Genomic DNA, 23,409 nt, shown 5'->3' with positions numbered 1-23,409 from the left:
TAAACAGTCATGTTCAACTTGGACATGAATTTCCAGTTTAAACGTCACGTCGAAAGAAACTTAATGTACTTTATTACATGATGAGTATGATTGGTTTGATGAGCCAAGGCTTTTGAGATATAAGGAACCTTTGATAATCCTTTTTATGATGTGGGATTGCGGGTCTTGGCCGAATCATACAAAAATCCGTTCCGTATGATTCAGTAACGCCATTTTTTCCAGTTTCCACGCTATTTCTGAACCAGATTATGGTTAGCGTATATTTTCGTTAAAATGTCGGCGGGACCCCAGTATTACTGATGTCTAGTTTTCCGCGACTGCTTCTTCCCTTTCGCAGAAAACAGATCCAATTGACTCTGCCTCAGCTCCACCTGTTTCATCTCTTTACCAAATCGAGGGCAACAAGGTCCGGATAATACTACTCCCAAAGCCTTCACGTCCTTCCACTCATCACAACGACGACAATAGAAGTGATACACAGGTAACGGAGCCACATGATCACTCTCCCTATGCTCTAGTACCCTCTCAGAACGGCTGCTTCTGATGACAAACCCACGTGTGGCGTCTACGGTCACTGTTACTTTCCTAACGAGTGTGGCTAGCTTAGGCCTCTACACGTACATTGGGGTCCTTGTACAGCAGTTGGCTAGAAGTCACGTTGCGACACCGTATTTGTGGGTTTGGGGCATCGGGGGTATGGCCGGGAGTCTCTTTGTGGGTCCCTTAATTGATTGGGCCAGACGCCCCGGAGTGCTCATGGCAGGTATTCTTGCGACGCTGGCCTTCTCTCTGTTCGCCCTACCAGGCAGCCTCCATATCCCCTTTTTGTGCTTCCTTCCATTTACTGTCTGGGGAGCCATGGGATGGGCTTCTCAGGCACCACAACAACATGTCTTGTTGCGACTCCAACCACACAATGGGTCTGCAAGCATGGCCTTGAACAGTTCCGCGAATTACTTGGGCAGTGCGGTGGGCTCTGCAATCGCAGGGCTCCTCATGTCTTCAGGGCTTCCAACTTCGCACCTTCCGATTGTAGCGGGATGTGTTGTCAGTGTGGCATGTCTGGGACAAGTGCGCATTGTATCTCTCTCCAATCGACAAATCACGAAATTGGGGTATTGACTTAGAGTCGACTCTAAGTCGTACACTCGTCTCCGAAAGGGACGGTGACCGTAAGTGATGGTACAGAATCGGTTGGAACGAGGATTAGAGATGATGGATCGCGTTGTTGGACCGTCAGCACACCATGTTCAAGACAGCTTGGCTGACATCGCACCTGATTTGGGCCGCTTACTCGCTGAATACTTTGGAGACATCTATGGACGCAGTGGGCTCGACCGAAAATCTCGTGAAATTGTCACGGTGGCAGCACTCACTGCCCTAGGTAAGCTACCGCAGTTGAAAGTACATATCAAAGCAGCAATCCATGTCGGGTGCACTGAGGAAGAAATTATCGAGTTGTTGATGCAGATGGTTCTGTATGCAGGATTCCCAGCCTCCTTAAACGGAGTCGCCATCGCAAAAGAAGTGTTCTGTGAAATAAACCAGGAAGGGGAAGGTACGAATGCTTAATCGCGGGATATCTATCACTTGGCTTGGCTTCGCAGGGGTTTATATCAAGACTCCCGGAAATAAAACCATCCTGGTTGATCCATGGATAACCAACAACCCACTCTGCCCAAGTGACTTCAAGGACATCGACAACTGCGACTATATTTTCCTGACGCATGCTCATCGCGATCACGCTGCGGATGCCGAAATGTTAGCCAAGAAGACGGGGGCAGAGGTCCTCGCCGGGTGGGAGTTAGCTCAGATTCTGATGCGTAAAGGTGTTCAGAATGTGTTTGCGATTAACAAAGGCGGGACCCGCCACTTTGGCGACATCTCCGTGACGGCAGTGCACGCGGACCATTCGTCCGCGTTTATCGAGGGAGACCAACTCCTGTATGGTGGTGAAGCCATGGGCTATGTCATTCGTTTCGAGAATGGCTTCACCATCTATCACGCCGGAGACACCAATGTGTTTGGGGACATGGCCCTCATCGCTGAACTCTATGAGCCAGAACTTGCGCTGTTGCCAATCGGCGACGTCCTGACCATGTCACCGAAGGAGGCTGCAAAAGCTGTCCGGCTCTTGAAGGTGAAACACGTTGTGCCTACACACTTTGGCTACGACTTCTTGACAGGAACACCGGCGGAACTGGCAGCTAGGTTGGAGCAACATCAAGATGTGATTGTCTATGATATCAAGCCAGGCGATACAGTTTCCTAGTCCGACAGGGTTTGGTGCTTTGATGTGACTGTGACAATGAGCAGAACGGCCAGGACACCGGAAACGAAGCTAACCATGCCAATCTGATGAAATGAACGGAATGAACCAAGAAGCAGTGGCGCATCACTGGCTTCTTTAAACTCCATCATCAGTGAGCTGATGCCATTGCCGAGCCTGTCAGCCAAGAACCCATGATGACGGCTCCGACCTGACCCACCCCGAGGCTAAAGGTGTCGGTCAACCAAGACCCTAGGTAGGTGTAGGTTCCGAGACTTGCCATCATCATGAAAAACGTAACTCCAAGTCCCATAACGGCTCGACGATTTGTCAGTACTTGGCGCAACGCAGTTCTCTTAGAATTGTTGGATGGACTTCCCGCCTTGATACACAGAACTAGAAATGATTGATATAGTTGTCTGGATAAATGTTGCATGTGAACGCGACGAGGATTTTCGTACACCAGAAATCACGGAGGGAATGAGTGTATGTTCATTGTCAAACTGACCTATGTCAAATCTCTTGATGAAGTTGAGAAACACTTCGAGGACCATGCCAAGTTTCTTGATGAGTATTACGAGCAGGACAAATTTATCGTCTCCGGGAGACTTAATCCGAGAACCGGCGGAATTATCTTCATGAAGGTCGGTACCAGAGAAGAAGTTCTGCGCATTATCGAGGACGATCCGTTTCACAAGTTTGGGGTGGCAGACTATGAAATTATCGAGTTCCTTCCGACCAAGCATCATAAGCAGTTCTCCTCTTTTGTGGACTAAAAACGGCGAGATAGGTGGGATACAGTATGGATTTCGAAGGAAAAGTTGCAGTCGTAACAGGTGGCGGAACGGGTATCGGCGGTGCGACAAGTCTTGCTCTCGCCAAACGCGGGGCAATCGTTGCGGTAAACTACTCGAAATCGGCACAGGATGCAGAACAAACCGTCAAACAAATCGTCAGTGCAGGTGGTCGCGCAATCGCCATCCAGGCGGACGTGTCTAGCGATGACGATGTGAATGCCATGATGAAGCAAGTTGTGGATGCATTTGGCCGCCTGGACCTGTTGGTCAACAACGCAAGTATCACAAGGCACATTCCCCTTCAGGACTTGGACGCCGTGTCCGACGATGCTTGGAACGAACTGTTTGCGGTGAACGTCAAGGGAATGTTTCACTGCGCACGTGCAGCAGCAAGGGTCATGAGTGAGGGCGCTGCAATTGTCAACCTTGGGAGCATTGCGGGTACAACTGGTATTGGCTCTTCACTGCCCTATGCGGTGTCGAAGGCGGCTGTACATGGGCTCACGAAGTCTCTAGCAAGGGCTCTGGCACCAAAGGTTAGGGTGAACTGCATCGTACCCGGAGCCGTGGCGACGAGGTGGTGGGCAGGTCGAGAAGAGCAGATGCAGCGCTTAGCGCCGCAGCTTCTTTTACAGCGGATCGCCACGGCCGAAGACGTTGCAGAAGCGATTGTTTCAGCCCTCGGGTTAGAGGGGATGACGGGTCAGATGATTACGGTCGATAGCGGGCAGACGCTCTGACCGGGGCTCTTCACAAGGATGTCCCAGCATCTGCGGTTGAACCGTCGCTTTACCGTGACCTGTATGTGATTCTAGCGACGCAATGTGGGGAGGAGTCTTCTTGAACATACAAGAGGTGGCCTTGAGGACCGGATTGTCCGCGCATACCATTCGATTCTATGAGAAGAGTGGTGTGTTGCCAAAGGTCCTTCGTTCCGATTCGGGGATCCGCAATTTCACGGAGGCGGATGTGACGTTCTTAGAGTTCATATCGGGACTGCGAAAGACAGGCATGAGTCTTCCTGACATTGCTGAATTCACAGAGGATGGTTGCATTCTTGAACGACTTCAAGCAAACAGCATGCCAAGCTCATCGGTCAAACGGCGAGTCACGATTCTCATGAATCACCGCGACAAGTTATTGCAGCAACAACGTGAAATTGAGATGGTGATTGATGCGGTTACACAGAAACTCACTTATTACGAAAGTTACCTAAACAGGCCGGATGAAGACGAAGACACATCTAGCCGAGGATCTCTGTCACAACGGTGATAAACGCCTGTAGTGCGGAGGACATCCACTTCTCCTTATGCCAGCATAGCTGGGTGACCACAGGAAATTCTGGCCCCACCCAGCGGACCGACACCAGGGATTGGTTTCGAAGTTCCTCTGCTACCGCCATCTTCGGCAGAAGAGTGACCCCGAGTCCTGCCATTGTATATTGCTTGATGGCCTCCACGTTTGCAAATTCTACGCGTCGGTAACGAACAGCCAATCGACCTCAATCCTGAACAGCACAAACGCAGAGATGACAATAAACCGTCATGAAACAACGCAGTAGTCTCGGTGAACGCGAATCGGCACTATGGGCAATGGCTCTGGCGTTATTGAGAAATACGCTCTGAATATACCCCGTGGGTCTATGAACCCGTGCTAAACTGTCCGCCCTCTACTTGTAGAAGCATGATTGAGGCTGCTTGGGACATCGATCTCGTATCACAAGCGAAGCTATGGTACTGCAAGATGGATAGGGTTTTTTCCGGCGGTACGTGTGAAAGGAGTAAGTCAATGAATCCTGTAGTTGGTCTGGATGTTGCCAAGGGAGAAACAGCAGGTCAGGTATTCCTGGATAAAGGGAAACCGCATGGTAGGCACTTCAGCATCGTCCATACGATCTCATGCTGTAGGATTCCTAGTTGAATGACCTCGGGCAAGTCTGCACGCTTTCGCGTTAGGACATGCGCGGTATTTCTACCGTCCCTATCCGCCTCATTACAAGACGGCATTCGCTTCTTGCCCATTCGCTTACCCCCTTAGGAATTCGACGTCACTTGCGCTCGGCTTACCGCCATTGTTCTGGCAGACCTAGTGGGGCTTACCATGTTTCCTCGGTAACCCATTTTTTTTGAGTGTTTAGGTGCCCCGACTCCCGCGGTAGCGCGCGGAACTGCGAATTAGTAAAACGGGAGTACTAATTCCGGCTACTTGCCTTTTTGGCCCAAGTGTGTCAGAGTGTTTCGCTTGTTTTGCATAACGCGGTTTATTTGGGGTTCACTGGTATTCACCATGCACTCGTTAACCTAGCTCCGGCCCGAATTCACTCTATCTGGCTCGGCTACATTGTTCCATAAGCTCCGCAAAGCGGCGTTACCACCGCCCCACGTTATGGTAGGTTCGCTCTCGTAGTCCTGAGAGGGTGGAATCTCACCACATGATTACCGATATCTTTCAAGTCGCAACCCGTTTCTGCAATAAGGATATCACGGAAAGCTGAATGAACATGCAGTAGTCATGCATAACAGGACGCCTCATTTGTCTGTAAGATGGAACGGCGGAATACAGGAGTGCGGCGGTAAGGTTTCGCTTGCTACGGTCCACTGATATGGAGCGTACTCTAAAGGGCCTTTTGTATATTTTGATAGAATCCTTATTGCACACTGCTGACCGGGTAGCTTGGGCACATTGCGGTGCCCTCGCCCCCTCAGAACCGTGCGTGACCCTTTCGAGTCACACGGCTCAAGCCACCTTGCTGGTAGGCTTGGTAACCCGTGACGCGGTGTGCGACTCCTCGCATACTCTTTCGAGTGTGACCCGTTGGCTCGTCTCTTGGACGGATAAAGGGTTCATAACAGGTCACTCCATACACCTCGTGCTACAAGATTCCCAGTTTGGTCACCCCGGGCAAGTCTGCACGCTTTCGCGTCAGGACATGGTATTCCTACCGTCCCTATCCGTCTCATTACAAGGCGGCATTCGCTTTTTGCCCGATCTTCTACCCCCTGAGGAATTCGGCTTCACTCACGTTCGGCTTACTGTCCAGATTAACAGACCCCATGGGGCTTACCTTGTTTCGCCGACAACCCCTTAATCAGATGTTTAGGTGCCCCGACTCCCGCGGTAATGCTCGGAACTGCGAATCAGCAACAAGGGAATGCTGATCCCGACTACTTGCCTTTTGGCACAAGCGTATCAGGGGATTTCGCTTGCTTGTCGTGACGCGGTTTATAAGGGGTTCACTTTCGTTCACCATGCATCTGCAACCTAGCTCCGGACCGATTCGCCCTATCAGCCACGGCTACATTGTCCCATGAACTCCGCAAGACAGCGTTACCACCATCCCACGTCATGGTAGGTTCGCGGTCGCAGTTCAGACCGGATGGGTTCCCGCCATATGATTATCGACAACTTACAAGTCGTAACCCTTTAGCGACACAAGACACCGGTGCGGGACAGTGTATATCCATGCACAAATGCATGCACAAGCTTATGGGATTAATGCCCCCCGTTACCTGAAATAATCATGCGGGACTGCTCCTTCTACCTGCTGCCCATCCGTCCATAAATGGAATGGAAATCCCTCTCCTCCTATTCCCGCTTTCTCTTCGGCTGTATTACCGCATACATTAACAGGCAGACAACACCTACTTGCAGCGAAATATCCGACAAATTGAAGATACCGTGACCATAGGGTGTATGAAACATGTCGGTAACATATCCATAAACTATCCTGAAAATAATTGAGCGATGACCAGGGTAAAACGACATACTGAAATAAGCCCACCACAAGATGGGTTTTAAAAGGAACTCTGTGATGTCTGGAGGTCATTTATGCAACAGGTTTTACGGTGACCTCCAACCCGAGTGATTGCAACTTCCGGATCGCCTGCTTTACGACTGCGTCTTTCTTGCGTGCTTCGTAATATGTTGGGCCGAGTTCAATATAAGGCTGACGTCGCTGTAACACGTAATACACGATGGTTAAGATGCTGTGGGCCACTGCAACTGCTGCACGGTTTTTGCCTCTTCGAGCTGCAATTCGATGGTACTGGGCAGAGAGATAAGTCTGCTTCGTTCTCGCCGCTGCGCGTGCTGCTTCCACCAGCGCTGCTCTGAGTTTTTGATTCCCTTTGCGTGTTTTCCCCGACTTTCGTTTCCCGGCGCTTTCATTGTTCCCTGGAGCCAGTCCTGCCCAAGAGCATAAATGGGCAGCAGACGGAAATTGGGTCATGTCTGTCCCAATTTCAGCCAGAATTTGTTCTGCTGTTCGTCGACCGACACCGGGGATGGTGTCCACTAGCTCCAGGTCTTCTTCAAAAGGGAGCATGCGCTCCTTGACTTCTTCATCCAGCCGGGCAATCTCTTCATCCAAGTAATCGATGTGACGTAATTGGGCTGCCAGCATCATTCGTTGGTGGGAGCCCATAAGCCCATTCAGTGCCTTGTGCAAATCGGCCTTCTTCGCCTTCATCCGGCCTTTGGCTAACCCTGACAATACCTCCGGGTCTTCTTCTCCGTGGATCATTGCTTCCAACATCGCCCGCCCAGATTTGCCAAGTGTATTGCTGGCCACTGCAGAAAGCTTGATGTTGGCACCTTCCAACACCTTTTGAACCCGATTCACCTCTCTTGCCCGCTCGTCAATGAGACTTCGGCGGTAGCGAATGAGTTCTCGTAGTTCCCGTTGTTCACGGTTGGGGATGTAACTGGCTTGCAACAGCCCGTGGCGGAGCAATCCGGCGATCCATTCGGCATCCTTCACATCGGTCTTACGGCCCGGAACGTTCTTCATGTGCTTGGCGTTCACCACAAGCACTTGACAGTCCGCCGACTCCAGAAGGTTGTAGATTGGCTTCCAGAATGAAGCTGTGCTTTCCATAGCAACATGCGTGCATTCATGTTGTCCTAACCAGTCAACCATCTCCAGGAGATCCTCCGTCATCGTGGAGAACGTGCGAATCTCCTTGGCCTCCGGCGTCAGCACACAGGCGACCACCGTCTTCTTGTGCACATCGAGGCCGCAACAACGTTCGTATACGACATCCATGCCAATCCTTCCTGATGGACTGGTAATATTGAAGGGCTGGTGCAACGACCATAACGGATCATTCTATCCTGCGTGCTTCTCCGAGGAGGAGAGCGACATTCTGTGGTGCACCTGGTCGTCGTAGTCAGTCTAATCAGCGGGCTCGAGGCACCAAGGAGTGACGACCTGCCTTCGCCAGCCACCAAAAAATCATTCAACACAAAGGCATTTTCATCCTTCTGCTGGTGCCGCCCCGGCGGCATGGGAGTCTAATCTATCAAAGGTGTTCCCCAAAGCTCCTCCAAACAGAAGTCCCCACCCAGCCTGAAAGAGTGATTCGAACTTAACGGGCTGATGGCGCATCCAAACGATGGTCAGTGCGATTATTGCCACCACACCAATCACTGCTAGTAGCAGGTGTTGATGCGGGAAAGTTCCTCCCATGGCACCTGGGTTATGCAGTGGTATCAGTTGTAGCGGTCCGATTGAACCGTGAAGCATACCGAAATTTGTCATTACCTATCCTGAAAATAATTGAGCGATGACCAGGGTAAAACGACATACTGAAATAAGCCCACCACAAGATGGGTTTTAAAAGGAACTCTGTGATGTCTGGAGGTCATTTATGCAACAGGTTTTACGGTGACCTCCAACCCGAGTGATTGCAACTTCCGGATCGCCTGCTTTACGACTGCGTCTTTCTTGCGTGCTTCGTAATATGTTGGGCCGAGTTCAATATAAGGCTGACGTCGCTGTAACACGTAATACACGATGGTTAAGATGCTGTGGGCCACTGCAACTGCTGCACGGTTTTTGCCTCTTCGAGCTGCAATTCGATGGTACTGGGCAGAGAGATAAGTCTGCTTCGTTCTCGCCGCTGCGCGTGCTGCTTCCACCAGCGCTGCTCTGAGTTTTTGATTCCCTTTGCGTGTTTTCCCCGACTTTCGTTTCCCGGCGCTTTCATTGTTCCCTGGAGCCAGTCCTGCCCAAGAGCATAAATGGGCAGCAGACGGAAATTGGGTCATGTCTGTCCCAATTTCAGCCAGAATTTGTTCTGCTGTTCGTCGACCGACACCGGGGATGGTGTCCACTAGCTCCAGGTCTTCTTCAAAAGGGAGCATGCGCTCCTTGACTTCTTCATCCAGCCGGGCAATCTCTTCATCCAAGTAATCGATGTGACGTAATTGGGCTGCCAGCATCATTCGTTGGTGGGAGCCCATAAGCCCATTCAGTGCCTTGTGCAAATCGGCCTTCTTCGCCTTCATCCGGCCTTTGGCTAACCCTGACAATACCTCCGGGTCTTCTTCTCCGTGGATCATTGCTTCCAACATCGCCCGCCCAGATTTGCCAAGTGTATTGCTGGCCACTGCAGAAAGCTTGATGTTGGCACCTTCCAACACCTTTTGAACCCGATTCACCTCTCTTGCCCGCTCGTCAATGAGACTTCGGCGGTAGCGAATGAGTTCTCGTAGTTCCCGTTGTTCACGGTTGGGGATGTAACTGGCTTGCAACAGCCCGTGGCGGAGCAATCCGGCGATCCATTCGGCATCCTTCACATCGGTCTTACGGCCCGGAACGTTCTTCATGTGCTTGGCGTTCACCACAAGCACTTGACAGTCCGCCGACTCCAGAAGGTTGTAGATTGGCTTCCAGAATGAAGCTGTGCTTTCCATAGCAACATGCGTGCATTCATGTTGTCCTAACCAGTCAACCATCTCCAGGAGATCCTCCGTCATCGTGGAGAACGTGCGAATCTCCTTGGCCTCCGGCGTCAGCACACAGGCGACCACCGTCTTCTTGTGCACATCGAGGCCGCAACAACGTTCGTATACGACATCCATGCCAATCCTTCCTGATGGACTGGTAATATTGAAGGGCTGGTGCAACGACCATAACGGATCATTCTATCCTGCGTGCTTCTCCGAGGAGGAGAGCGACATTCTGTGGTGCACCTGGTCGTCGTAGTCAGTCTAATCAGCGGGCTCGAGGCACCAAGGAGTGACGACCTGCCTTCGCCAGCCACCAAAAAATCATTCAACACAAAGGCATTTTCATCCTTCTGCTGGTGCCGCCCCGGCGGCATGGGAGTCTAATCTATCAAAGGTGTTCCCCAAAGCTCCTCCAAACAGAAGTCCCCACCCAGCCTGAAAGAGTGATTCGAACTTAACGGGCTGATGGCGCATCCAAACGATGGTCAGTGCGATTATTGCCACCACACCAATCACTGCTAGTAGCAGGTGTTGATGCGGGAAAGTTCCTCCCATGGCACCTGGGTTATGCAGTGGTATCAGTTGTAGCGGTCCGATTGAACCGTGAAGCATACCGAAATTTGTCATTACCTTAAGCAGGCGATCCGCTGTGAAAATGGTAATTGCCACAACTAAACCAATTAATTTGTGCGCCAAACTTCTAAGCACCTCTCGTTCCCTCTAGTCCCACACTGTATCATTGACAACGGTGATAAGACCTGAATACCCTTGGTCGAATACGACTATTTGAATGAAGCTGCTCACGTCATTAATTCTGACTCTTCTTAAACTAACCCTTTAGTTCAATATCCGGATAACAAACTTGGTGTATTTTTATACACAAAAAAGAAACCGCCTTAATCTTTTCATCAAGGCGATTATCAGAAGATCGTCATCATGTGCCACAGACAAACGAAGTACACGACTTTATTTTTCAGTACACAACTTTATTTTCCGTGATCAGGTCATAATTTACCGGATTTCTTTCTTCGCCGTTCCTGCGTATTGTAGTAGTGACCCATCTTGTTTTCTAAATGATAGTGGCCGAATTTAACAGGCTCTATAAAGGACACCCGTCAAACCGTCTAGGGCACTATCAAATGCCGTTCTTGAGCAATTTTCCAACGTACTTTGAACGAAGTCCGGCTAATTTTAACCGTAATCCGGCTAATTATGATAACTCACACCAATGAAAAATCGCCCTGACGAAACCGTCAAGGCGATTATATTACACTGTCTCACCAATTCTGCAAAACGTCTCACTTTATTGGCGAAAAATCTCACTAATTGTGCGAAATCACAACCAACTGTGGGCGGTAACGTCACGTGGCATAAAAACCGCCCCCATTCTAGTGTCCTGAAACTGTCTCCTTGGCATATTGGGTATCATCATATGGCATAAACACTATTTCCGGTAAAGTCGAATGACATAAACTCACGATGGAGGCACAGTTCCCGAGCTACTACACTCCCACTGGTTGTCAGGATCCCACATCAACTTGAATCTTCTTCTCTCCATGTCCTCTCTGAGCGAACCTAAACCTCCCGATTTTCTTAAGTTCACCAGCGGTTTCCGGATAGCGAGCTAATAACTGTTCAATGTTATCACGGAATTCGCGAACTTGGGGACGTGAGATCTTGGCTCTAATCATTAGTTTCATAACAGCTTCTGCACGCTCATCCCCAGTCTCCAAAAGTCTCCTCACGGAAACATTGTTCGGAATGAATGGGTAGTCTGATCGACTGCCCCACGCTCGTATACATACTGAAGATACCCAGAAATCCTCGCGCTCCAATAAGTCATCAAGCCGTGAACTTATCCAATCACGTATCTTAAGCCGGGGTGCGGTGTCAGTAACCCCGTCACACATCAATTTACGAAGTTTAATATCAATTGGCCATTGGCTAAACTCATCTATATGCTCCAATCCTAAAGCGCCGGTTGAATGGAGCCTATTTACGAATGCATTCTGAACAGATTCCTGTTGATTTGCAAGACGTGTCATTAGAGCTATCCGTCCTTGGCTATTGGTTTGTCTAAAACGTTCAATCATAGCGTGAACGTGATCGTCGTGTTCATAGCTCCCGTGCTGCAGGATTACACTATTAGCATCCTCGTTGCCTAGACTACACCGCCTTGCGACAACAATTAGAATGGCCTGTAGGATAGATTGGTTTAGAACCTCGAATACTCCATCACGTTGCCAAAGTGGTACACTGCTCTCCCAATCAACTAATTCAGGTTTCTTTACAAGTAACTCAAATAGTATTTGTAAGTACCAACTCGCCTGATTTTGAAACGGTAGACCGTAGTTTTTCAAACCTCGGTGAACTAGAGCCATACACGAAATAGACTCACTTAGCCATTGTTGGTACTGGTCATCCATCGGAGTCGTAGCCGAGTACAATGAAGTTGTCATACGAACCACTACTTCACTCCAGCGCATCCACTCTTCGGGACGCTCTACGGGGAACCATTCAGAAAAGTGTGCGGTTGCCGCTTTATTCCACTCGGGTTCCACAACCAACTGAAGTAAATAAGATGCTTTATTGGCGATAGTATTTTGTCCCCTTGCAACCAACAAATCCGCTGACAGAACTTGTAGAACTTTCTCCTTGGTGTCAACCCCGGAAGCGCCTTCTGTAAGTACATCAACAACTGCCTGCATGCGAACTGTCTCCAGATTTTGTTCAACGAGAGAGCTCGCAAATACGGAAGCGGCACGAGTTTTACCCCACACTGGTAAAATGGCTATGCATCGATCCTCATCGGTGCTCCACAATTTTTGCAAGCATTTAACCATATCCAGGGTGAACTTATCATCTTGGTTGAATTGCTCCGAGAAGGCACCAATAACCTCAAGGTTCTTCTCAGTAAATCCACTAAAACCGTCTGTAGGAATCAACTTAAATAGCTCCTGAATTGCGGCTTCACTGCCATCATATACCTCGCACCATAAATCGCCTATGCCTTCAAAGGCTGTTACATCTTCAAAACCTTGTACTTCGAGAAACTTGTTAATTTGAGAGCACTTCAAACCATTTCCTTCGACGGAATCCCACTTGCGCAGCCAGCTAACAACATCAAATTCACAAATATATCCTTCAGCCAGCTCTAGTAGACAATTCCACCAGTCTACTGCAGTAGTAAGTGAATTTCCGCCGGGAACGTTTAGGAATGTCTTAACAAACGTATGGCCATCGGCATCGTCAAAAAAGGCTTGTGAAAGTCGCGTTGCCACATGTGGAATTCCGAGCATAAGAACGGCTTGATCATCGTCTAACCACAAATTTAATATCTCTGTTCTCTGTTCTTTGAATACTTCTTCAACTGAGAACTGTGCCCCAATTGTCGTCCATGTTACATCACTGGCTTTCAGTTCACGCAGTACTCGGCTTACATTTGTAGTGCGATGCTTGACTAGGTATCGTGCGTTTTCTCTTATTACGACCTCCCAACTCATTCGTGACATTTCGTTAACATGGGACATTACCCCTGGATGGTCAACAAGCACGGACAAACAATTTTCGGTCTCTAAGCCGGGATTAATCTCCAACTCATCAAGCACTATTGTCATCACAAGGGCTCGATCTTCCCCATTCAAATCAGCAAACCCCTCGATAAATTCAGTAGACTGACCGTTTATTAGGAAGTCCTTAACTTTTTGTACATTCGGGCGTCCTGTTAGCGGATTGAGTGAAACGTTACTAAAATAAAGGTATGGCCTTGGATCGTCTGGAAGGTAATCTATAACTCTCGATATATATGCATTTAGATTTGGGTCACTCCCATTTCTATCCTTCAAACTCTTAATAGTATCGAACGGAGTTTTAGACAGCTCCTTATACTGCTGAGGAAAATCCGCCTTTAATACGGAAAATACCGCCAGGACGATAGCATTCTTAGTTAAAACAATTGATCCCCCAGCGTCATCTCTCTTTTGTGCCAATGCCCAGTCAGCCCCAAACGCGTTTATAAGTAATTTTACGTGCCTTGGAGTTTTCACATTACTATGAATTAGTACAGATAATAGTCTATCCATATTTATACGTACGTCACGTGTCCAACTGACCGTCTTAGTCTGCAACAGACGTTTTGCGTATTGCTTCATGTTTGACTGTTCAAGTACCGGCAATCGGACAATTAAATCAAAGGTCTTGCTAATAAATTCCGAAACCTGTAATACGGAATCAGCTTCGCCCTTCGTATCAGTAGGATTGATCTGAAGGGATAAAGTTTTTAAAGCAGCGTCACGAAGAATCTGCTCATCGCAAGGTACAATGAACACGCAACGCTCGGACTGTAGATATGTCCGTATGGTGTTCAAGGCAGCCATTAGTTGATCTGATGGTAACCGATCAAGATCATCAAAAACGAGAATTAATCGCTTGCCTTTATGCGGATTCAAATATGACGTAACAGCATTCTTGAATTGTTCCTCGTATTGGTCACGATGACTGGAAGCTGGTTTTTTAATAGAAAACTGACTGGATCTTTGAATAGTACTCTTTGTCAAAACAAACCAAAGCACAACCGTCACATACAAGGGCAAGGGCGACTGAGCGTACACAGCAACAGTTGCGCATGCCAATGTAAGAAGTATCGCGAGCCAGGAAAATAGACTAAAACGCTTTTCCCAACTGCTGAGTTTAAGTTGGATCATTGACCACAGTCCTGACCCAGAGAGCGTTCCAGTATATGTATGCTCCTCGTTCCATGAGTCATCATGGATCCCTAGCACGTGCTGGACCTCACGTACAATTTTCCTATGTAGTGATGGAGCGTCATCGGCAAATTTCCAAACGTTGACGAACTCCATACAATAGTCACCTTTCGCAACATCTGCATTTAACATCTGCAGCACCGACGACTTACCAGATCCCCAAGGTCCCAACAAAGCTACATAGCTCGGCGGGTTTTCTTGACGAAGTGCTTCCAAAACTAATTGTGAAACATGTGCTAATTGAAATTCATCTTCACCTGAACTTTTAACAGGCTCATCGGCAATAAACATATTGGTCATTGTGTATTTGCTACCACTAAACATGAAACGCACCTCACACGATACAAAGGTCATTACCTATCCTGAAAATAATTGAGCGATGACCAGGGTAAAACGACATACTGAAATAAGCCCACCACAAGATGGGTTTTAAAAGGAACTCTGTGATGTCTGGAGGTCATTTATGCAACAGGTTTTACGGTGACCTATCCTGAAAATAATTGAGCGATGACCAGGGTAAAACGACATACTGAAATAAGCCCACCACAAGATGGGTTTTAAAAGGAACTCTGTGATGTCTGGAGGTCATTTATGCAACAGGTTTTACGGTGACCTCCAACCCGAGTGATTGCAACTTCCGGATCGCCTGCTTTACGACTGCGTCTTTCTTGCGTGCTTCGTAATATGTTGGGCCGAGTTCAATATAAGGCTGACGTCGCTGTAACACGTAATACACGATGGTTAAGATGCTGTGGGCCACTGCAACTGCTGCACGGTTTTTGCCTCTTCGAGCTGCAATTCGATGGTACTGGGCAGAGAGATAAGTCTGCTTCGTTCTCGCCGCTGCGCGTGCTGCTTCCACCAGCGCTGCTCTGAGTTTTTGATTCCCTTTGCGTGTTTTCCCCGACTTTCGTTTCCCGGCGCTTTCATTGTTCCCTGGAGCCAGTCCTGCCCAAGAGCATAAATGGGCAGCAGACGGAAATTGGGTCATGTCTGTCCCAATTTCAGCCAGAATTTGTTCTGCTGTTCGTCGACCGACACCGGGGATGGTGTCCACTAGCTCCAGGTCTTCTTCAAAAGGGAGCATGCGCTCCTTGACTTCTTCATCCAGCCGGGCAATCTCTTCATCCAAGTAATCGATGTGACGTAATTGGGCTGCCAGCATCATTCGTTGGTGGGAGCCCATAAGCCCATTCAGTGCCTTGTGCAAATCGGCCTTCTTCGCCTTCATCCGGCCTTTGGCTAACCCTGACAATACCTCCGGGTCTTCTTCTCCGTGGATCATTGCTTCCAACATCGCCCGCCCAGATTTGCCAAGTGTATTGCTGGCCACTGCAGAAAGCTTGATGTTGGCACCTTCCAACACCTTTTGAACCCGATTCACCTCTCTTGCCCGCTCGTCAATGAGACTTCGGCGGTAGCGAATGAGTTCTCGTAGTTCCCGTTGTTCACGGTTGGGGATGTAACTGGCTTGCAACAGCCCGTGGCGGAGCAATCCGGCGATCCATTCGGCATCCTTCACATCGGTCTTACGGCCCGGAACGTTCTTCATGTGCTTGGCGTTCACCACAAGCACTTGACAGTCCGCCGACTCCAGAAGGTTGTAGATTGGCTTCCAGAATGAAGCTGTGCTTTCCATAGCAACATGCGTGCATTCATGTTGTCCTAACCAGTCAACCATCTCCAGGAGATCCTCCGTCATCGTGGAGAACGTGCGAATCTCCTTGGCCTCCGGCGTCAGCACACAGGCGACCACCGTCTTCTTGTGCACATCGAGGCCGCAACAACGTTCGTATACGACATCCATGCCAATCCTTCCTGATGGACTGGTAATATTGAAGGGCTGGTGCAACGACCATAACGGATCATTCTATCCTGCGTGCTTCTCCGAGGAGGAGAGCGACATTCTGTGGTGCACCTGGTCGTCGTAGTCAGTCTAATCAGCGGGCTCGAGGCACCAAGGAGTGACGACCTGCCTTCGCCAGCCACCAAAAAATCATTCAACACAAAGGCATTTTCATCCTTCTGCTGGTGCCGCCCCGGCGGCATGGGAGTCTAATCACATTCTTGACCGTCTTCTTCAATATTCCAACAATACCTTATCGTAAAATAATTTAAAAAGTAGGGTGCTTCAGGTCGAGCAGTGTAAGGAGTCCGTCTTGCTTTTAATAAATTTTTAAAATTTTTCTTTCTTCTTGAAGTGAGAATGTTTAACATGAATAGTGAATAGCCTTTCATCTCTGATTTATGGTCGCAAGAGCCTCATAAAACGCCTCTTTTAGAGCAGGGGTTCTATGGAATACTGAGTTATCTACTCCGAGCTGTTTTGCAACACTTTGAAGAGAGATACTCATCTCCTCTAGAAACAGTTGCCCAACAGCCTCTGTGACTTGTTGCGCCAACTCGTTATACCTCTGTTGGGAACGTTTCTTCTTATGGCAGAGAGCTTGCTTAGACAACCACGTAACTATTTCTGGATGGTATCTCCTTAGCCACTTTTCTCCATGACCTGCATATGGATAAAAACCACGTGGATTCAACCATTCCTCTTCTTGACGCGTTCTTACATATTCTCTTACCTGTTTCCACAGTTCGGCCGCCTTGCTTTTTTGCTGTTTAACACGAGCATTATTGATAATTTTATTTAGTCCGTATCTATGCAACAAGATGGGGCTGCAATTCAGAGCCTTCGCCACTCCCCGAATGGAGACCTCCAATTCTAGTTTGACGCACATTTCCAAATAGTCTTCAACCTTTTTTCGCCACTCGCCCTTTGCTGTTCCCTTATGTAATCGCGGGTGTCTTGGTTTGTCTGAGTCCAAGTACAAATAGTGTCTAACATCATATCCTGCAACGTAATAGTGATAATGGAGTTTTGTCCATCCATATTTCTTCGCTATCATTTCCACGCTGCTACCGCGTTTACTGTGTACGTTTCGGAACTTATCTACCAGCTGGTCTGGAATCTCCTTTGGAGCGTATTTTTCTATGACGTGGTTTGCGACCAGTCGATGTCGCATTAAATACCCAGCGACCCGGGAGACACTGTGCACGGGGACACCCAAACTGGTTGCACTCTCCGTAAGACTATGCCCTTTATTCAGCAATGGCCGTACTTTTGCCCACCCCAACTCAACGATGTCACCTATCTCCGTCCAATCGTCATTCCCTGCACGGATACCGTATTTTAAATAACATCCCGTACAAACATATGGGGAAGGGAATCGCTCATGTTTATACAATACCTTATTGTTAAACCTCTTAAGTTGTGTCATTCCTATTGTACTCCCATAATATGCACACCATGGTGCTATACATGGTGCGGCGATAGGGACATCTGCCGGTTCGAGGTACTCATGAACACTTTTGATAAATGTATCGGGAACTTTCATCTCAGCCAAGCGATTCATTTCAATTCCACGTGATCGAACAAGGGCCAACAGATTCTCAACGGGGATAATCGGAGCGTCGCTAGGTTTGGTTCTCATTCGTTCTATGATCCATGAGACTTGGCTGTTGGTACGACATGAGTCTCGACAGAAAGTACTTCCTTCGTTCTGTATTATGTACAATGCCGTAATGGCCTGCTGTATGGCACTAATCCCAAAAACTCTGCTGGGGTTGGTGTAGTGGTTAACTAAAAATGCCCAATCTCTATACCTTCGCAGCTGTTCGGTGATAAACGTGTGGTCAGTCACTATGTTGTATTGCTTATCTTCACTAAGGTGGGTCCCACACTTGTAACATGTAAAAGTTGCTGTGCACTCATCTCTAATATATGGTTGCTCTACCCCACACTTTGGACACCTGGTTTGCAACGTCACGTGATGAACGTCACAGATTTCAATTTCCCTAACCTGCCACAACAGTTTATATCCCTTTCCCTCCAGGCTACAGATCGGACAAATTCGACGAATACGTAACTCCAACAAACGTCGAAACGTACGACCGGATTGCGAGAACTTTTCTGCTGCATAAGAAAATGTCATTCTCTTAAGATCTACAACCGCGATTCCAAGTAAATTTGATAGAATTGTAAGGTTGAACACCTTTTCAGGTGTCACGTCAATTTGGTTAGCTAGTTTGAACTGTACTATTTTGTATTGTGTTGTTTTCGAAAGCCGCCAAATATCAAGAAACCCCACTTCATTCTTTTTAGAAGCACGAAGTAAATAGCTAGTAAGACCTTCGCCTTCAATGGGCCTCGGGCGAATTTGTAGTGAATTCTCCAAGTAATCCCCTCCAAACAGAACTAACATTTAGTAAAATCAGACAGATTTAGGCGGAATTCTTGATTATGTATGACCAACCTCTCATGAATGTAGGTTGTCATTTCCGGAGATGTCCTCCATATCACTGAACGCCGTACGCCCAACCATGTGTAAATGTCAGGTGACGTCACCAGTTGTCCGACTCGTTCACCAAAATACTTATCGATTCGTTCATAGAGTTCGTCTTTCTTCCGTGAAGCGCGTTGCTCCCGTTGTATGTTTTTCATGCGGGCTACGTAGGCGTTACATCTCCAATTGCGAATTGTTTCGGGGCAGACTCCTAAAATTGTGCAAACAGCCTTAATCGTGATATTTTGATCTCTCCCCAGTAACGTATCAACAACCTTTTTGACTTTCTGTCGATTGTCCAAAGTTTGTGAGTGCCTCCTTGGTCTAGGCCGTTTCAGTTCGATAAAAGCACGCATTACTTCCGGATGGAAACGATATATCAGAAAGTGTTGATAGCTATCCCAGCATGCCCACGTCTGAATCTCCTCGTATAGTATTTTTCGATTCTTCTTTTTGAAGAATTTCCAGTAAAAAATTGTTTTTAGATGGAGCAAGTAGCCGAACCCGCACCACAGCCCGGAGGGCGAGGAGCGGAAGTCGGGGTCCGCCCGAAAACAGGCCTCCTTGAAAACTTAATAAATCGCAATTGGGTCTTGGACTCTTCGTGATGTTCCCAGACAATGATCCTTGGGTCATTTGGGGAAATTCGTTCATCTCCTGTAGCTCGACTACGTCTAAAGTCTGTTTCCCCAGCACTCGCGTGTACTTCTAACCCGTTGGCTGTTCCCTTTGGCAACCCATGCTCGAAAGTAGCAGATTCGAGGCGGCTCATGGATCGAAGGAAGTTCTCATATGCGAGGGTGATTGATCTGCGAGCGCGCTGGGGGCGTCCCGAAGAGTCCAATTCCCCAAATCCCTAATTCAGAAGGGAGGGATAACCTTGAAATTATTCGTCGGTATTGACGTTAGCTCTGAAGACTTAAAAGTCTGCGCCATGAACATCGTTGGTGACACACTGGATTCCTTCACAGTCACGAATAACCACGATGGGGCTTCCCGTTTGCGGGACAAGCTTCTGTCCCTAGCAGATAAGGAAAAATCCAAGGAAATCCACGTCGGACTTGAATCCACATCCGTGTACAGTTGGCATCCCGCCATGTTTTTGCACGAAGATAACTCGTTACAAAAACGCGGCACCAAAGTGTTTACCATCAATCCCAAGCTCATTAGTAAGTTCAGGGAGGCTTACCCCGACCTGGACAAGACCGATTATATTGATGCCTGGATTATCGCTGACCGGCTGCGTTTCGGACGACTGCCGATGACCGTGGTACTGCAAGAACAATACATTGCTTTACAGCGCCTTACTCGCATGAGATTTCATCTCGTGCATAATCTGACGCGTGAAAAGCAGTACTTTTTGCAACACCTGTTCTTCAAATGCAGCGCTTTTACCAGCGAGGTGGAAAGCGATGTCTTCGGTCATGCCATCACCGAGTTGTTGCTGGAGCAGTATAGTCTTGATGAAATCGGATCCATGGAACTGGCGGATCTTGCAGATTACCTAAAAGAGAAAGGCAAGAATCGTTTCCCTAATCCGGAGAAGGTCGCCAAGTGCATTCAGAAGGCCGCCCGTTCCTCATACCGCCTCTCCAAATGTGTAGAGGATACGATTGACATCCTGCTTGCTACTTCCATCGAGTCTATACGAACTATCAAGCAACAGATCAAACAGATTGACCAAGCTATCGCGCGACTGCTGGACGGCATCCCGAACACGCTGGAGACCATTCCCGGCATTGGACGCGTTTACTGCGCCGGCATTCTTGCCGAGATCGGCGACATTCACCGGTTTAAAGACCAAGCCGCCGTTGCAAAGTATGCGGGTCTCACGTGGCGTAAACACCAATCCGGTAAATTTGAAGCCGAAGATACTAAGCGAATCAAATCTGGTAACCGGTTCCTCCGCTATTACCTTGTTGAAGCCGCCAACTCGGTAAAACGACATGATCCAGAATTTCAGAATTACTACCAGAAGAAATTCGCTGAGGTGCCAAAGCACCAACATAAAAGAGCCCTCGTCTTAACCGCAAGAAAACTTGTACGTCTGGTCGATGTGCTGCTACGCAACGACCAAATCTACACGCCTAGAAGGAAGGTGAATACGGAGAAGCAATAATCGCCTCCTTATCATCCTTTGGTAACAGTTCCAGTTCGAGGAACAAACTCAGACTGGGTTTCTTTAGTGCTGTCTTTTTCACTGACTCACGGTAATTTGGTCCAACAAAATTTCCATTTTTCGAGTTTCAGGAACTTGACATATTACCGTTGGACTTTAATTTGCTCCCTGCCCTAACTTCATCAAGAAACCTCCGAACGAGCTTTGACGATATTATGCTTGATGGCTCAGCAAATGTCCCAGTACCTTGTCGAGTACAAAAGTACGCAAGGCAACGACGAATTTTGTCTTCAGTCATCCCAGTTTGGCGTGCCATGTCCTTTAAACCAAGAATCTGAGGACTTAGCTGGCGTAATAATTTGTGTCCACTAATAAAGTAAGTTCGTTCCTTTAACTCTCCCTGTTCATCTAACGCATATTCGCATCCACACTTCAAGCACGCCAAGTAATATAACAGTACCTCACCTGATTTTCGACGTTTAACCGTTGTTCCGGTTTTAACCAATGTACCTCGCAATTGAAATCCATTGCACCAAGGTGCTTGACACGATAGTTCATCCACTTTGCGTACCGCCTCCTTTCGCAGTGAATCTAAAAAGGATTGTGGCACATTCACAGCAACAAACTCTAACATGGGAATGCCGTGTTCGTAGAGCGTAGACAGGAGAAACGACAAATGAAGGGTCCTCTTCTCTGATAGACTACCCCTAGCGTGCTGAAGCAGCGTCGGTAAAACCGTTGGATCCGGGAGGGACGACATACTAATTTCTCGATTAAAAACGGAATCTCGACCACCAACTAAATATAAGAGCCGGGCAGCCACCTCTGTCGGCTCCAAATGAACCTCATTCCCAAGAAGAAGTGTTTCCCATGCTTCCAACATCCATTGTTGTTTTTCCCAATCAAACACAGGCCGTTGAGACTGCTGGTCCGACAGTTCACTCCCACAATGAGGACACATATTAAAATCACATACATCTTGAATCCGTATGCTCCTATTACATCGAGTACATGTGTCCAATAGAGAGCAGTGGTGGGTCAGACATGCTTTGACCCCTAGAACTCTCCAAACCAATCTATGGTATGGTGCCTGTTTTAAACATGCAGGGCAATATCGGTAAGCCTCAGTGATCATTCCAGATAGGAAGCGGGACCTTTCTGTGTCGCCATCCGTTCCAAAACTTTTGAGAAGATTAACGAAAGTTGTACCAAAAATTACATCAGGTGTATGTCCGGTTAGGCATGATAACGATTCTAAGTCGAATAAACTGGTTGGTGATAAATCAAGGAGTTTCAAATCAGACTTTTGGACATATCTCTTTTCCCATACTTTTATTGCGTTGAGGACGCTTAACACCGGAAGTCCATTCCGCTGTGAGAGGCGTAGCAGAAATCCCCAGAGAGACTCTCCAGGCAATGGTTTAGCTCGAACAGGAAATGATGAACCTTTCATGGCAGACACCTCGCAATCAGTCATTTCCGTGTATAGAAGACGTCATACCTGTTTATGACAGAAAGGCTGTAAGAGCTTTTGAGCAGGCGTACGGCATACCTAACGCTGGAGTTGTCAGATTTCGTGATTATTAGGAAATTGGGAATGGAAGGAGCGACTTTGGTATCGAATAACATGCTTTAGCCGTTGCGATTCAATATGTGGTTTTACAATCAATTCCAGGTGATGACTCAAAGGCGAAAATTATGGGGCACAAAGACTGCGTTCAATAAGCAGATACTCTCCTACCTAATTACCTGAAACAACAGTATATGCGTTGCCATTGCAAAACACATGGGTTTCTTGACGGTAGATAAGGGGCCTAGTCACATGGAAGACCAGCCGTCCTGACGGTACGTGTAAAGACGACGTATGGAGGAGTGACATAAATTCGGTGGGTAAGTAGCGATATTGGGGATGTCGATGGGATGCCACGTGTTGTTGGCAGTGGCGCACGTGACACCCCAAAGACGTAGTGTATCATAGTCGACTTTTCCTTTAAAAAACCGGATGAATGCCTAATTCAGACATCGCGTGAACCGTCCTAGGCATTTTTTGACCTCGTCGAATGTGCCTGCTGGATAGTCGACTAAAAACCTCTGATGACTTCTGCGAACTCATCTCTCCCTCGCGCAGGGGGAAACTACTGACGCTATTGGGCGGATGCTTGGGTGTTAAGCATCCCAGTGAAATCGATTCAAGCGCCACGCGACGCTCTCCATGGATAGTGCTTAGTATTTGTGATTTTGTAGTAGGGTTCCATTGCGGATTTCAGACGATCCCGTCACGTCGTACGCGAGCTTTGGGAATTACCCCACAAGCATTGAGTCCTTAGATTAAGTAAGAAGCACATTGGACATTTCTCCATAATATCGTACACCAATCCATAGTACGGAG

General features: G+C 48.0%; 18 protein-coding genes and 1 pseudogene. 7 read left to right on the top strand and 12 right to left on the bottom strand.

From position 1 onward, the window contains the following. The first annotated feature begins 543 nt into the window (after positions 1-543). Genes NZD86_RS02695 through NZD86_RS02685 form a run of 3 tightly spaced genes read left to right on the top strand, consistent with a single transcriptional unit; the run spans position 544 to position 2,272 of the window. The gene (locus NZD86_RS02695; protein WP_268044957.1) at positions 544-1,122 is read left to right on the top strand and encodes an MFS transporter; all 579 of its coding nucleotides are present in this window, start codon (positions 544-546) and stop codon (positions 1,120-1,122) included. A gap of 57 nt (positions 1,123-1,179) precedes the next feature. Then, on the top strand, positions 1,180-1,572 hold the full coding sequence (locus tag NZD86_RS02690; RefSeq protein WP_268044956.1) for a carboxymuconolactone decarboxylase family protein: 393 nt from the start codon (positions 1,180-1,182) through the stop codon (positions 1,570-1,572). Further along, complete coding sequence (locus tag NZD86_RS02685) at positions 1,565-2,272, top strand: metal-dependent hydrolase (RefSeq protein ID WP_268044955.1); 708 nt, start codon at positions 1,565-1,567, stop codon at positions 2,270-2,272. The genes NZD86_RS02690 and NZD86_RS02685 overlap by 8 nt, the downstream gene beginning before the upstream one ends. Here the strand turns inward: NZD86_RS02685 and NZD86_RS02680 are convergent. Further along, on the bottom strand, positions 2,269-2,457 hold the full coding sequence (locus tag NZD86_RS02680) for a hypothetical protein (protein WP_268044954.1): 189 nt from the start codon (positions 2,455-2,457) through the stop codon (positions 2,269-2,271). The two genes, NZD86_RS02685 and NZD86_RS02680, sit on opposite strands and share 4 nt — an antisense overlap. A 300-nt stretch (positions 2,458-2,757) precedes the next feature. Between NZD86_RS02680 and NZD86_RS02675 the strand changes: the two genes are divergently transcribed. From NZD86_RS02675 to NZD86_RS02665, 3 genes are all read left to right on the top strand, one after another. Next, entirely contained in the window at positions 2,758-3,045 is a 288-nt protein-coding gene (locus tag NZD86_RS02675) for a YciI family protein (RefSeq protein ID WP_268044953.1), read from the top strand. A 26-nt stretch (positions 3,046-3,071) separates the two neighbouring features. After that, positions 3,072-3,806 carry an SDR family NAD(P)-dependent oxidoreductase gene (locus tag NZD86_RS02670; protein ID WP_268044952.1) on the top strand — a complete coding sequence of 245 codons (735 nt, stop codon included), beginning with the start codon at positions 3,072-3,074 and terminating at the stop codon, positions 3,804-3,806. Between the two features lie 100 nt (positions 3,807-3,906). Beyond that, complete coding sequence (locus NZD86_RS02665; protein WP_268044951.1) at positions 3,907-4,338, top strand: MerR family transcriptional regulator; 432 nt, start codon at positions 3,907-3,909, stop codon at positions 4,336-4,338. Here NZD86_RS02665 and NZD86_RS02660 read toward each other — a convergent pair. From NZD86_RS02660 to NZD86_RS02625, 9 genes are all read right to left on the bottom strand, one after another. Further along, on the bottom strand, positions 4,310-4,561 hold the full coding sequence (locus NZD86_RS02660) for a LysR family transcriptional regulator substrate-binding protein (protein ID WP_268044950.1): 252 nt from the start codon (positions 4,559-4,561) through the stop codon (positions 4,310-4,312). The genes NZD86_RS02665 and NZD86_RS02660 overlap by 29 nt on opposite strands. A gap of 2,090 nt (positions 4,562-6,651) precedes the next feature. Continuing rightward, a complete protein-coding gene (locus tag NZD86_RS24655) occupies positions 6,652-6,831 on the bottom strand; it encodes a signal peptidase II (RefSeq protein ID WP_407655236.1) in 180 nt (59 codons plus the stop codon). A gap of 61 nt (positions 6,832-6,892) precedes the next feature. Then, positions 6,893-8,110, bottom strand: a complete 1,218-nt coding sequence (locus NZD86_RS02655; protein WP_268042741.1) for an IS110 family RNA-guided transposase — start codon at positions 8,108-8,110, stop codon at positions 6,893-6,895. A gap of 210 nt (positions 8,111-8,320) precedes the next feature. After that, entirely contained in the window at positions 8,321-8,605 is a 285-nt protein-coding gene (locus NZD86_RS02650; protein WP_268044949.1) for a signal peptidase II, read from the bottom strand. Positions 8,606-8,712: 107 nt separating this feature from the next. After that, entirely contained in the window at positions 8,713-9,930 is a 1,218-nt protein-coding gene (locus NZD86_RS02645) for an IS110 family RNA-guided transposase (RefSeq protein WP_268042741.1), read from the bottom strand. A gap of 210 nt (positions 9,931-10,140) precedes the next feature. Then, positions 10,141-10,494 carry a signal peptidase II gene (locus NZD86_RS02640; RefSeq protein WP_268044948.1) on the bottom strand — a complete coding sequence of 118 codons (354 nt, stop codon included), beginning with the start codon at positions 10,492-10,494 and terminating at the stop codon, positions 10,141-10,143. A gap of 824 nt (positions 10,495-11,318) precedes the next feature. Further along, positions 11,319-14,915 carry a P-loop NTPase fold protein gene (locus tag NZD86_RS02635; RefSeq protein ID WP_268044947.1) on the bottom strand — a complete coding sequence of 1,199 codons (3,597 nt, stop codon included), beginning with the start codon at positions 14,913-14,915 and terminating at the stop codon, positions 11,319-11,321. Between the two features lie 235 nt (positions 14,916-15,150). Beyond that, complete coding sequence (locus tag NZD86_RS02630) at positions 15,151-16,368, bottom strand: IS110 family RNA-guided transposase (RefSeq protein WP_268042741.1); 1,218 nt, start codon at positions 16,366-16,368, stop codon at positions 15,151-15,153. Between the two features lie 427 nt (positions 16,369-16,795). After that, positions 16,796-18,793, bottom strand: a complete 1,998-nt coding sequence (locus NZD86_RS02625) for a TniQ family protein (RefSeq protein ID WP_268044946.1) — start codon at positions 18,791-18,793, stop codon at positions 16,796-16,798. A 988-nt stretch (positions 18,794-19,781) separates the two neighbouring features. Here NZD86_RS02625 and NZD86_RS02620 point away from each other — a divergent pair. Further along, a complete protein-coding gene (locus tag NZD86_RS02620) occupies positions 19,782-21,020 on the top strand; it encodes an IS110 family RNA-guided transposase (protein WP_268044126.1) in 1,239 nt (412 codons plus the stop codon). 127 nt (positions 21,021-21,147) lie between these two features. Here the strand turns inward: NZD86_RS02620 and NZD86_RS02615 are convergent, their stop codons facing one another. Further along, the gene (locus NZD86_RS02615; RefSeq protein ID WP_268044945.1) at positions 21,148-21,930 is read right to left on the bottom strand and encodes a hypothetical protein; all 783 of its coding nucleotides are present in this window, start codon (positions 21,928-21,930) and stop codon (positions 21,148-21,150) included. Positions 21,931-22,053: 123 nt separating this feature from the next. After that, positions 22,054-22,473: pseudogene (locus tag NZD86_RS24650) on the bottom strand (TniQ family protein); the annotation flags it as partial. Positions 22,474-23,409: the final 936 nt, after the last annotated feature.

This window comes from Alicyclobacillus dauci, from assembly GCF_026651605.1.
GTDB classification, from domain to species: domain Bacteria; phylum Bacillota; class Bacilli; order Alicyclobacillales; family Alicyclobacillaceae; genus Alicyclobacillus; species Alicyclobacillus dauci.
Note: the sequence above shows the minus strand (reverse complement) of the source record. Positions and strands in the feature narration are given on the sequence as shown.